The 11,950-nt window shown below is 56.6% G+C and carries 12 protein-coding genes; all 12 read right to left on the bottom strand.

Annotated elements, in window-relative coordinates; all coding sequences use genetic code 11:
• Positions 1-424: 424 nt before the first annotated feature.
• Complete coding sequence (locus D1841_RS15165) at positions 425-598, bottom strand: hypothetical protein (protein WP_160644332.1); 174 nt, start codon at positions 596-598, stop codon at positions 425-427.
• A 104-nt stretch (positions 599-702) separates the two neighbouring features.
• Entirely contained in the window at positions 703-2,100 is a 1,398-nt protein-coding gene (locus D1841_RS15160) for a glycine--tRNA ligase (protein ID WP_160644334.1), read from the bottom strand.
• Positions 2,101-2,190: 90 nt separating this feature from the next.
• Positions 2,191-2,895, bottom strand: a complete 705-nt coding sequence (gene pnuC / locus D1841_RS15155; RefSeq protein ID WP_160644336.1) for a nicotinamide riboside transporter PnuC — start codon at positions 2,893-2,895, stop codon at positions 2,191-2,193.
• Positions 2,896-3,122: 227 nt separating this feature from the next.
• Positions 3,123-3,911 (bottom strand): glutamate 5-kinase, encoded by a 789-nt coding sequence (proB, locus tag D1841_RS15150; RefSeq protein WP_160644338.1) that lies wholly within the window; start codon positions 3,909-3,911, stop codon positions 3,123-3,125.
• A gap of 13 nt (positions 3,912-3,924) precedes the next feature.
• Positions 3,925-4,800, bottom strand: coding sequence for a nucleoside phosphorylase (locus tag D1841_RS15145; protein WP_160644340.1), 876 nt, complete (start codon positions 4,798-4,800; stop codon positions 3,925-3,927).
• A gap of 65 nt (positions 4,801-4,865) precedes the next feature.
• On the bottom strand, positions 4,866-5,906 hold the full coding sequence (locus D1841_RS15140; protein WP_160644342.1) for a 3-deoxy-7-phosphoheptulonate synthase: 1,041 nt from the start codon (positions 5,904-5,906) through the stop codon (positions 4,866-4,868).
• Between the two features lie 109 nt (positions 5,907-6,015).
• A complete protein-coding gene (locus D1841_RS15135; RefSeq protein ID WP_160644344.1) occupies positions 6,016-6,699 on the bottom strand; it encodes a Type 1 glutamine amidotransferase-like domain-containing protein in 684 nt (227 codons plus the stop codon).
• Between the two features lie 2 nt (positions 6,700-6,701).
• Positions 6,702-7,142 (bottom strand): hypothetical protein, encoded by a 441-nt coding sequence (locus D1841_RS15130; RefSeq protein WP_201751345.1) that lies wholly within the window; start codon positions 7,140-7,142, stop codon positions 6,702-6,704.
• Between the two features lie 75 nt (positions 7,143-7,217).
• Complete coding sequence (locus tag D1841_RS15125; RefSeq protein WP_160644346.1) at positions 7,218-7,742, bottom strand: cysteine hydrolase family protein; 525 nt, start codon at positions 7,740-7,742, stop codon at positions 7,218-7,220.
• Between the two features lie 11 nt (positions 7,743-7,753).
• Positions 7,754-8,974, bottom strand: coding sequence for a class I SAM-dependent rRNA methyltransferase (locus D1841_RS15120; protein ID WP_160644348.1), 1,221 nt, complete (start codon positions 8,972-8,974; stop codon positions 7,754-7,756).
• A gap of 24 nt (positions 8,975-8,998) precedes the next feature.
• Positions 8,999-10,072, bottom strand: a complete 1,074-nt coding sequence (mnmA, locus tag D1841_RS15115; RefSeq protein WP_160644350.1) for a tRNA 2-thiouridine(34) synthase MnmA — start codon at positions 10,070-10,072, stop codon at positions 8,999-9,001.
• Positions 10,073-10,228: 156 nt separating this feature from the next.
• Positions 10,229-11,653 (bottom strand): NAD(P)/FAD-dependent oxidoreductase, encoded by a 1,425-nt coding sequence (locus D1841_RS15110; RefSeq protein WP_160644352.1) that lies wholly within the window; start codon positions 11,651-11,653, stop codon positions 10,229-10,231.
• Positions 11,654-11,950 lie beyond the last annotated feature (297 nt).

Below are 11,950 nucleotides of genomic sequence, written 5' to 3'. Positions count from 1 at the left end.
TTTTTCTCTCCTGTCTTTTATATGATGCTTCCATTCTATCACGATCCTCTCACCTTGTGTAGACACTATCTAAGAAACCGCACAAACCTAGTATTGGCGCGGTTTAAGCGGTTTTTAAGAAAATAACAACAGCCCTTTAAAGTCGCTTTTATATGTATTTGCTGTCATGTGTTCATTCCTCCTGTAATGAACGCCCGACAAACAGTAGTGCTATCTGGTTTCATTCATGTCATATACTCAAAACCTTTTAAGGGACGAAACTTTTTTGGATGCAAGGTAGATTAATACCTAGATTACAAAACGCCCGAAAACCTAGGAATTCTAAGGCCCGTGCAAAAAATGCACGGGTTATTCTCTCTTAAAGGCAAAAAGCAAGCCCTTTAAGCGGCTTTTGTATGCGTTCGCTTAAAGGGCTGCTATTTTCTTAAAAGGTTTTGTGTGCGTCCTTAAACGCTCCTAAAAGGTAAGTTTGAACGCCTGACAGCTTTGCGCCGCGCAGGCTGTTTTTGTGTCGAAAACGGGCAAAAAATTTTGCAATCCCATTTTGCGAGATTGCAAAATACCCATCAATATGCAATCTGTTTTCCGCATTTTTCATATTGAAAAGCAGGCCCGCTCTGGGTTCTGCAGGTCTCCTGAAAACTTAGAATCTTTCAAATCATTTGACATTTCCCCTGCCGTATAGGCGTATCCGCCGGGGCCTTAGAACTGAATGCGGGCCTCGATATATGCCTTTAGGGCGGATACAGGAATGCGCTCCTGCTCCATGGTGTCCCTGTCCCGGACAGTAACGCAGTTGTCCCCGGCTTTTTCGCTGTCGCCTACGGTGTCAAAGTCTACGGTGATACACAGGGGCGTACCGATTTCGTCCTCCCGGCGGTAGCGTTTGCCGATGGATCCGGTTTCATCAAAGTCTACCATAAAGGATTTGCTCAGCTCCTGGTAGATTTCCCGGGCCGGGCCGGAGAGCTTTTTGGAAAGGGGCAGCACAGCGGCCTTGTAGGGGGCCATGGCGGGGTGGAGATGGAGCACCACCCGGCTGTCGTTTTTCACCTCGTCCAGCATTTCCACGTCGTAGGCCTCGCACAGCAGGGCCAGCACCGTGCGATCCAGGCCATAGGTAGACTCAATGATATAAGGGATAAACTTTTCGTTTGTCTCCGGATCCAGATAGTCCATCTTCTGGCCGCTGTACTCCTGGTGGCGGGAAAGGTCGAAATCCGTGCGGTTGTGGGTGCCGTTGATCTCTCCCCAGCCAAAGGGGAACAGATACTCAATGTCGCAGGCGGCCTTGGCATAGTGGGCAAGCTTCTCGTGGTCATGGAAACGGAGGCAGTCGGCGGGCAGGCCTAAGTCCTCAAAGAATTTCTTGCCGTATGCCTTGAAATGCTCGTAAAGCTCTCCGTCTGTGCCCTCTTTGCAGAAGGTTTGGAACTCCATCTGCTCGAACTCAATGGTGCGGAAGGTGAAGTTGCCAGGGGTAATCTCGTTTCTGAAAGCCTTGCCTATCTGCCCGATGGAGAAGGGGAGCTTTGCGCGCATGGTGCGCTGGACGTTTAAAAAGTTCACATACTCGCCCTGGGCGTTTTCAGGCCGCAGATAGATAACGCTTTTGCTGCTCTCTGTCACCCCCCGGTAGGTTTGGAACATCAGGTTAAACTCCCGGATATCTGTGAAATTGTGCTTGCCGCAATGGGGGCAGGGGATGCTGTGGTCTTTGATATACTGGAACATCTCCTCTTTTGTCATGCCGTCGGCATGGGCCTCGGGATCGAAATCGTCAATAAGATTGTCGGCCCGGTGGCGCATTTTGCACTCCTTGCAGTCTAAAAGGGGATCGGAGAAAGACTGCACGTGCCCGCTTGCCTCCCACACCCGGGGATGCATGAGGATGTCCGCGTCGATTTCAAAGCTGTTTTCCCGCTCCTGGATAAAGCGCTTGCGCCAGGCATCCTTCACATTGTTCTTGAGCCGCGTGCCCAAAGGGCCGTAATCCCAGGTGTTGGCAAGGCCGCCGTATATCTCGCTGCCGGGGAAGATAAATCCCCGGTTCTTGCATAGGCCGGTTATCATGTCCATGGTCTTTTCCGCTGCTTTCATAAAGCCTCCGCCTTCCTCTCAATAAAATCTTTGCCTTCTGGCATTATACCAAACTCTGCCCCGCTTTGCAAGAAAACTTCGCCTTTCTCTTCATTTTCCCGCCTCCTGCTCCTGCCTGTCCTGCATCCGCCGCCAATTTACAAAGGTGTAGCTGTCATTTAAGAGAAACACAGCAAAGCAGGCTGCTGTGGACAGATAAGCTCTGTTCTCCAGCGCCGCCAGGCTCCATAAAAGGATGAGCACCAGATCATTGGCGGCGTAGCACAGGGCAAAATAAGGGCTGCGGCGGGCAGTGAGGTATACAGCTAAAAAGCTGGTGGCTACAGACAAGGTGCTGGGCAGCAGGTTCCTGGTGGAAAACCATGCCAGGATAAAATAGAAAACCATGGTGACAAGCAAGGCCAGCAGGGCCATCACCAGGGCCTCCCGGCAGGCGAGCCGACGGATTTTCACCTGGGAGCGCCTGCCGCCATAAGGGTTTTTCAGCCAGGAAACCAAGGCGTACAGGGACATGGGGGCGGTCATGCCCACATAAGTGAGCATCTCCCCGTAATAGGCAAAGCCCCAGGAGATATAGCCATACAGCAGGCTGAACACCACCATCAGCACCTGCCCGAAGGGATTCCCCTTAGCGCTGAACAGCAGGGAGGTGACGCCCAGAAGGGAGGCGGCAAGAATAAGGGGATTCCCCCGGTCGAACCAGAAAAAGGCTCCCAGCACCAGCGCTGCTGATCCGCCCCAGAGGGCAAGCTCCCCTTTCGTAAAGTATGATAAGGATTTTTTAAAGGCACCCATGAACAGATACTCCTTTCAAAGCAAAAAGCACCCGCGTGCGCATCTTCCAAGACCTAACGATGCGCCAGCGAATGCTCTATCACATTCCTACCCGGTGGCAGTTTCTATATTCATATTATATATACCATGTGGAGCCAGGCCTGTCAAGAGGCGTATTTGTAAAATATAGCGCAGGGGCTTCTCAAAAGGCAGCCCGCCTGGATCAGCCTTCCATGCTTCTCCATCCGTCAGTCCTGCCCTGCCGCAAACAAGGTGCCCGCTGGCTTTCCCTCCAGCAGCCTGTACAGGTTCTCCATGTCCGCCCCGGAAACTACTGCGCAGGGAATGCCCTTAGCCCCTGCCATTTTAGCGGCCCGCAGCTTTGTAGCCATGCCCCCTGTGCCCCGGATGGATCCCGCGCCTCCGGCCAGGGCCTCTATTTCCGGGGTGATGTTTTCCACCCGGGGGATAAGCTTTGCCGCCGGGTTCTTCCGGGGATCGCTGTCATAAAGGCCGTCGGTGTCTGTAAGGATTACCAAAAAGTCGGCGGCAATCAGCTCTGCCACCACAGCGGAAAGGGTGTCGTTGTCTCCAAAATTCTGGCCCTCCAGCTCGCTTGTCTCCACGGTGTCGTTTTCGTTTACAATGGGGATGGTTCCCATTGTAAGCAGCTCCCGGAAGGTGTTCTCCACGTTGTGCCGCCCCCGGTCATCATGAACCACCCCGGCGGTCAGCAGCACCTGGGCCACAGTCTGGTTATATTCCCCGAAAAACTTGTCGTAGAGGAACATCAATTCACACTGGCCCACAGCGGCAAGGGCCTGCTTTTTTTCTGTCTCGGCAGGCCGGCTTTTCAGCCCCAGCTTGCCCATGCCCACACCAATGGCCCCGGAGGACACCAGCACCAGCCGCTTGCCCGCGTTTTGCAGATCTGCCAAGGCCCTGCACAGGCATTCCATCCGGCGCAGGTTCACCCGGCCGTTTTCATATGTAAGGGTGGAGGTGCCCACCTTCACAACCCAAATCTCGTCTTTCATTTTCCTTCGCTCCTTACCGCAGGCTGTATTCGATACATGCCGCGATGAAATTATCCCGCAGGCTGTTAAAGTCCAGACTCCCCCAAGCCCAGGGCTTATCCCCCTCTTGCACAGGGTGCTTGTCGGAGGCCATCAGGGCCACAGTGCTTTTCATGCCGTAATAGGTACACAGATTCACCAGGGCGGAGGCCTCCATGTCCACTCCCGCACAGCCTTGCTCCCGCCAAAGGGCTTCTTTGTAGAAGGTCTGGCGGTAGGGCGCGTCTGTGGTAACAGTGTCCCGTTCCTCAGCGGTGAAGCCTTTTTCCAGAAGGAAGTCCTTCAGGCTTTGGGAGGAGGCCGGAGGGGTAGTCCGGGCAAAGCCCGGCTTCTCCTGATAGTGGAGGGAAGTGCCCTCTTCGTTTAAAATCCTTTGGGGCAGGAGGATGTCCCCCACCTGGAGTTCCGGCACAAAAATGCCGCACAGCCCTACTACCAGGATTTCCTCCACCCCCATGGCATGGATGCTCTCCAGGGTTGTGGTGGCTTGTGGCGCGCCATAGCCGCCATGGAGAAAGCACACGCTGTCATGGCCCCGCACCTTGTAAACAGGCGTGTGGGTGATAAAGCCTGTCAGCTCCTCTAAAACGGTTTCCGTTTGGAAACGCTCCCTTAAAACGGGAAGCCCCCTGCCAAGGCAGAACAGCACAGCCTTGGGCGGCAGCTTTGGCATCTGCCCCTCCGGAAACTTGCGGCGGAGATGGTTATAGGCGGTGAATACCGGGCTTGTTTTGTCCTCTGGGAAATACCAGTTTGTCATTGTGTGCTCTTTCCTTTCTGTGGGGCTTTGAGTCTCGCCTGCCGGCTCGGTCGGCTCATGGCAATCGCCGCCGGCGATTTTCACCCCCACACCCCACAACCCCTTTTTTAAAGGGGTTGACCCTAAAACTAATTTCTATGGTGGTTAAAAGAATTTTACACCCGCTCTGCCATGGAAAGGAGCAGGCGCTCTGTGTCCTGCCAGCCCAGGCAGGGATCGGTGATGGACTTGCCAAAGGCGCGCTCTGCCTCAATGGGCTGATTGCCCTCCTCCAGGTAGCTTTCCACCATCACGCCTTTGATCAGCTTTTTCAAGGCCGGGTTATACTGGCGGCTGTGGAGCACCTCGCTGACAATGCGGATCTGCTCCTTATACTGCTTGTTGGAATTGGAGTGGTTAGCGTCCACAATAACCGCCGGGTTTTGCAGCTCCCGCTCCTCATACAGCTCCCACAGCCGCCGGAGATCTTCATAGTGATAGTTGGGCACGCAGGTGCCGTATTTGTCCACGCCGCCCCGGAGGATGGCGTGGGCCAGGGGGTTGCCGGTGGTGGTGGCGTCGTTGCCCCGGTAGATAAAGGTGTGGCCGGACTGTGCTGCCTGGATGGAGTTGAGCATAACAGACAAATCCCCGCTGGTGGGGTTTTTCATGCCCACTGGGATATCCATGCCGCTGGCAGTCAGGCGGTGCTGCTGGTTTTCCACAGATCTGGCCCCCACAGCCTCATAGGAGAGCACATCGTCCAGATAACTGCGGTTTTCCGGATACAGCATTTCATCGGCGGCGGTAAGGCCGCATTCTTCCATCACCCGGATGTGCAGGCGGCGGATGGCGATAATGCCTCCCAGCAAGTCCGGGGCCTTGTCCGGGGAGGGCTGGTGAAGCATTCCCTTATATCCCGCCCCTGTGGTGCGGGGCTTGTTGGTGTACACCCGGGGGATAAGCAGCAGCCTGTCTCCCACCCGCTCATTGATTCTAGCAAGCCTGTGGACATACTCCAGCACAGAGTCCTCCTGATCCGCCGAGCAAGGCCCCACGATCACCAGGAATTTATCTGATTCCCCAGTAAACACCGCCCGGATTTCCCTGTCCCTCTGGGCTTTCCTTTCCCGCAGGGACGCTGACAGGGGATACTCCCCTTTCAGGTCTGCCGGGAGGGGCAGCTCCCGGTTCAGCTTCATAGACATTTTCTTCATCCCTTTCTGTTGCTCTTAAGGCTCCGCCTTAAGAATCCGCCAAGGGGCGCCGCCCCTTGGATCCCTGCCAGAGGGAATCATTCCCTCTGGACTCCCACCGCCTTCCGCCCTATATTTTCGGGAGCGGCCCCGGCAGGCATTCTATCTGCCGACCCTCCTGGAAAAGATAGTAGGGCCGCGTGCCTATAACCTCCGCCTTTTCGCCGTTTAGCACCACTGTGTCCTCCTCCGGCAGGGCCAGTATCCTGCGCCCGGATTGGGAAAGCCCCAGCAGATGGGTTGTGTGCCTTTGGGTAATTTCCTCGTCCTCATTGCCATAGTGGCACAAAAGGGAAATGCCGGAGAGCACGTCAATGCCTGCCGTGTCCGAAAGGCCGGCCAGGTTCTCGTCGGCATACCGGCAGGTATCAATGTCCGCCCCCAAGATAATGGCCCCAGCGCTGCCGCCGAATACTGAACCACCAGCCTTCAGGTATTCTGTAAGCTTTAAAAGGGCGCCGCTTTCCTTTAACTCGTGCAGCAGCTTGTAGGTGTTGCCCCCGCCGATGAAAATCCCGCCGAAATGGGATAAATCCAGCCCAGCCAGCTCTTCCCCGGAGTGAACCATCTCAATTTTCACCCCAAGGCTTTCCAGCTCTCCGGTTATCCAGCTAAAGCAGCTAGGGTAGGTTTCCTGCTCCATTGCCAAAGGGACATACAGAAGGGGCTTTGCTTTGCCTGCCGCCGCGCCAAAGCGCTGGTAGGCTTCTTGGGCGTTGGCCCCATCGCCCCCGCCGTTTAAAAACACGCGCATATTCACGCCTCCCTTTCCTGGTTGTTTTTTAGCAGCCGCTCTATGCCCTCATCCGTATAGGACAGCAGCTTCCCATACCGCCAGGCAATGTCCCGCCGCTTTTCCGGGGTATATGCGCCCCCGGCTTGGGCCTGCCGCTTTTCCTCCTTTAAGTCCAGATAGGCCTGAAGCACAGCCTCGTCCTGATAAAAGATGGCGTTAAAGCGGTTTTTGTTCATGGAGACGGGGAACAGGTCTGTAATGAAGGCGTCGTCCTCCGGATACAGCTTCACCCCGTATTCGGCACAAAGCTTCTGGAATTCCGGCAGGAAGCTGTCCCGCTCCTCCCGGCTGTCGCAGGGGTGGGCCAGCGCCAGCTTTTTCACCCCGGCCCGCACCATTTCGCAGAAGCAGTCCGCGGCCCCCAGTTTGTAAGAAAATCTGTCAATATTCATAATCGCCATGGGATACCGGATGTACACAAAAAGAGCTGAAACACCAGCCTTTTGTGCCCGGTATCATTCCTTTCTCTATATTTTTCACACGCCTGCCCCTTCCAGGATTTCCCCGTACCGGCCCCGCCAGATGCTTTCATAGTAAAACCGGTTTATCTGGGCGGCGGAGAAGCTTCCGTTATCAAAGGTGGTGATGCCGCCCTTTGGCAGCAAAACTTTAAAGCCCCTTTCAAAGGCAGATTTCACTGTGGCGTCTATGCAGTATTCTGTCTGCAGCCCTGCCACCACCAGGGTTTTTATGCCCGCCTCCCCCAGATACTCCTCCAGCCCTGTTTCCAGGAAGGCGCTGTTAAAGCGCTTGTCAAAAATTTTTTCTCCTTTCAGAGGGCTTACCTCCCGGGCAATTTCCCAGCCCGGCGCGCCTGCGGCAAGCTCTGTGCCGGGGCCGTCGTCGTGGCGGACAAAGAGAACGGGCTTTTGTTCCCTGCGAAACTCTCCCAGCAGCCTGCCGATAGTCTCCGCCAGCCGCTCCTTTTCAAAGGGGCCTTTGTCCAAAAGCCCCTGCTGCACGTCTACCACCAGCAGGGCGGCGTTTTGTGTTTCATCCATGGCGTTTCCTCCTACACGATTTGAAGCAGGTAAAATTTCAGGTAGTCCGTCTCCGGCACGTTCCATAACACCGGGTGATCCGGCCCCTGGGTCCGGGCCTCAATCAGCCGCAGCTCCACCCCCGCGTCCCTGGCGGCGCTTTGAAGCATGGCCCGAAAGCGGGCGTCTCCCATAAAGTGGGAGCAGGAGCAGGTGGCTAAAAACCCGCCCCGGGGCAGGGCCTTCATGGCCCGGAAATTTATCTCCTTATAGCCACGCTCCGCGCTGTCCACAGTTTTGCCGGACTTGGTAAAGGCGGGCGGGTCTAAGATGATATAGTCATATTCCCCTGGCCTCAAGGAGGGCAGCAGATCAAACACATTGGCGGTTTCATATTCCACTATGCGGGAAAGGCCGTTGCGGGCGCAGTTTTCCCTTGCGCAGGCAATGGCGGTTTCAGACACATCCACAGAGCGTACGTAAGCCGCCCCGGCTTTAGCGCAGTTGAGGCCAAAGGATCCTGTGTGGGTAAAGCAGTCCAGCACACGCCTGCCGGCAGCCAGCCGGGCGGCAGCGGCCCGGTTATACTTCTGGTCTAAAAAGAACCCGGTTTTCTGGCCGTTTGCGAAATCCACCAGGTAGCGGACACCGGTCTCCTCTATCTCCACAGTGGTTTCCTCCGGCGCTTCCCGGCCCGGCAGGGGGAACCAGCCTGTGTTCTGGGCCAGGCCCTCCAACTCCCGCACCCGCACGTCGTTGCGCTCATAGATGCCGGAAACCCGCAGACCCTCCTGCTCCAGGGCTTCCGCCAGCAGCGGGAACAACAGGGGCTTGATTTTTTCCACCCCCAGGGAAAGGGTCTGGGTCACCAGAATGTCCCCGAACTTGTCCACTGTCAGGCCGGGGAAGCGGTCGGCCTCCCCGAACACCAGCCGGAAGCAGTTGAAGTCCCCTGCCATAACGGTTTTCCGGTATTCCCAGGCGTGACGTACCCGGCGGCGGTAAAAATCTTCGTCAAACCTGTCGTTGGCGTTGCGGGAAATGATGCGCACCCGGATTTTTGAATGGCTGTTATAATAGCCTGTGCCCAAATACCGGCCCTTTGGCCCCAGCACGTCGCAGAGGGTGCCGTCCCGAGGTTCCCCCTCCATGCCCACAATTTCATTGTCAAACACCCAAGGGTGGCCTTCCCGGGCGCGCACTGCACCGCGTTTGTCTATTTCCACATAGGGGTAGGGACGTTCTGTTTTCATACCGTTTTCTCCCTTCCAGCTTTTTTAGGCTATCACGCCCCCGCCAATTACGGTGTCGCCGTCATAGGCCACCAGCGCCTGGCCTGGGGTAGCGGCCCGCTGGGGCTGGTCAAAGGTGACCTGGAGCGTGTCTTCCCCGGTCTGCTCCAAGAGGGCAGGCTGGGGGGCATGGCGGTAGCGCAGCTTCACCTGCGCCCGGACAGGGCCGGGCAGCCTTTCGCAGGCAATGAGGTTGATGCCATGGGCTGTAACAGTCCGGGAAAACAGGGCCTCATGAGGGGCCAGGGTAACCTGGTTTTTCTCCGGGTCAATGCCGCATACATACATGGGCTGGGGAAAGGAAAGCCCCAGGCCCTTGCGCTGGCCGATGGTGTAGTGGATAATCCCCTTATGCCTGCCATACACCTCCCCTGCCGTTCCCACAAAGTCCCCGCTGGGGAAGGATGTTTTCGCATAGCCTTCGATAAAGGCAGCATAGTCCCCGTCCGGCACAAAGCAGATGTCCTGGCTGTCCCGCTTGCGTGCGTTTAAAAGGCCGTTTTCCTCCGCCAGCGCCCGCACCTGGGCTTTTGTCAGTTCCCCTAAGGGGAACATGGTGTGGGCAAGCTGCTCCTGGGTCAGGGAATAGAGCATGTAGCTCTGATCTTTGTCCTTGTCCAGCCCGGTTTTCAAAAGAACCCGCCCAGAAGCCTCGTCCCTCTCCACCCGGGCATAGTGGCCTGTAGCCACCTTGTCAAAGCCCGTTTCCGCCGCCCGCCGGAGCAGCTTCCCAAACTTAATGTGCCGGTTGCAGTCGATGCAGGGGTTTGGGGTTTTCCCCTGGCAGTAGGCGTTTACAAAGCGGTCTATCACCTGTTCCTGGAAATCCTCCTGGAAGTTGAACACATAAAAGGGAATCCCCAGGCGGGCGCACACCATGCGCGCGTCATTTACGTCGTCTGCTGAGCAGCAGGTTTTTTCCCCGGGAAATAGCTCTTCCCGCTCCTCCCGGCGGAGGCTCAAGGTAACGCCCACAGCCTCCAGGCCTGCCTGTTTCACCAGCAGGGCCGCTGCGCTGGAGTCCACCCCGCCGCTCATGGCCACCATGATTTTTTCCATTGTGCCCTCCTTCCCGCAAACCCTTAAAATAGTTTGGTTCTAAAATTCTCCGTTTTCCCGAAAAAACCAGCAGAGCGCGGCTGCCTGCGGGGGAGCCGCACTCTGCGTAAGCCTGGCAAAGGTTTCCGGGATACTTATCAGGGCAAAAAGCACCTTCTATCGTGTTTTCTCCAGCACAATCTGGGAGTCTGGCCCGTTTTTGCGCACCTCATCCAGGGTAAGCCCCAGCTCCCGGCAGAGCAGTTCCATCACCCGGGGGGAGCAGAAGCCGCTTTGGCAGCGGCCCATGCCGGCCCGGGTGCGGCGCTTCACGCCGTCCAGGGTGCGGGCGCCTAGTATGCCATGGATGGCGTCTACAATTTCCCCTTCGGAAACCTCCTCGCAACGGCAGATAATATTGCCATAGGCAGGGTTTTCCTGTATTTTCGCGGCCCTCTGCTCCGCGCTCATTTCGTGAAGCCGGGGCACGCCTTTGCGTACCGGGTCAAAGCCTGCCTTCTCTTTCAAGGAAAGCTTGTCCGCCACCAGCCCGGCAATATACACGCCGATGGCCGGAGCGCTGGAAAGGCCAGGAGACTCGATGCCCGCTGCGTCGAAAAAGCCCTCCGCTGTCTCGCCCAAAGTGAAATCATCCCCGTCCTCATGGGCGCGCAGGCCCATGAAGGAAGTGATCACCTGCCGCAGGGGCACGTTCTTTACACCCAGGGCAGACTTTTCCTGTAGCTCCGCCAGACCCTCCGGCGTGGTGGCAGTGTCTTCCTTGTCCTCAATGTCTGTGGCAGTGGGGCCTACCAGCAGGTTGCCATGTACAGTGGGGGACACCAGCACCCCCTTGCCATACTGGCCCGGAAGCTGGAAAATGGTGCTTTTCACATGGCTGCCGGCTGTTTTGTCCAGCAGGCAGTATTCCCCTTTTCGGGCCGTGATGTGCAGTTTCTTTTCGCACACCTGGTTGTGGAGGGAATCGGCATATATCCCAGCGGCATTTATTACTGTCCGGGCTTCCGCTTCTCCCTGGGAGGTGGTCACGCGCCAGCCCTCCGCTGTTTTCTCTATCTTCTGTACCTCTGTGCCAAAGCGGAACTCCACGCCATTTTTCGCCGCCGACTCCGCCAGGCCCAAAGTCAGCTCAAACGGGCAGATAATCCCGGAGGTTTCCGCCAGCAGGGCTGCGCACACCTTGTCACTGAGATTAGGCTCCCGCTTCCGGGCTTCCTCCCCGGTTAAAATGCTGAGGCCCGGCACGCCGTTCGCCACGCCCCGGTCATACAGTTCCCGCAGCTTGGGCATGTCCCCCTCGTCCAGGCACACCACGAAAGCGCCCACCCGCTTAAAGGGGATGTCCAGCTCCTCGCTGAGCTTTGTCATCATCTCGTTGCCCTGTACGTTCATCTTAGCTTTCATGGTGCCCGGCTCCGCGTCAAACCCTGCGTGGACAATGGCAGAGTTTGCCTTGCTGGTGCCCTCGCACACGTCCCCGGCACGTTCCAGCACCAGGAACCGCCCTTCCCGCCGGGAAAGCTCCCGGGCAATGGCGCTGCCTGTCACGCCCGCACCTATAATAACTGCGTCATATCTCATATAGTATCCTCTCTCTCATTTTCCCGTCAGGGCTGTCAGGCCCTATTGCGGCGCCTGCTGTTTTGTGAAAAACCAAGCGCTTTTTCCTTTCTATAGCATAGCACAAAAGCCCTTTTCCTGCAAGGCAAATCTTCTTGGGAAGAATTTGCCCCATCCCGCCTGCACACTCCTTGTCCCTACCCCCATTCAACCCTCACCCCCTCATTTCCCCCCTAAAATCCCCCATTTCCCGCCAAAACCCCTGCAAGTGTGAGTTTATAGATAACTTCCACTCGCCGGCGGAGCGGGGAGGAGGGG

Source organism: Neglectibacter sp. X4 (assembly GCF_009917365.1).
GTDB lineage: Bacteria > Bacillota > Clostridia > Oscillospirales > Acutalibacteraceae > Acutalibacter.
This window is presented reverse-complemented; position numbering and strand designations above follow the sequence as displayed.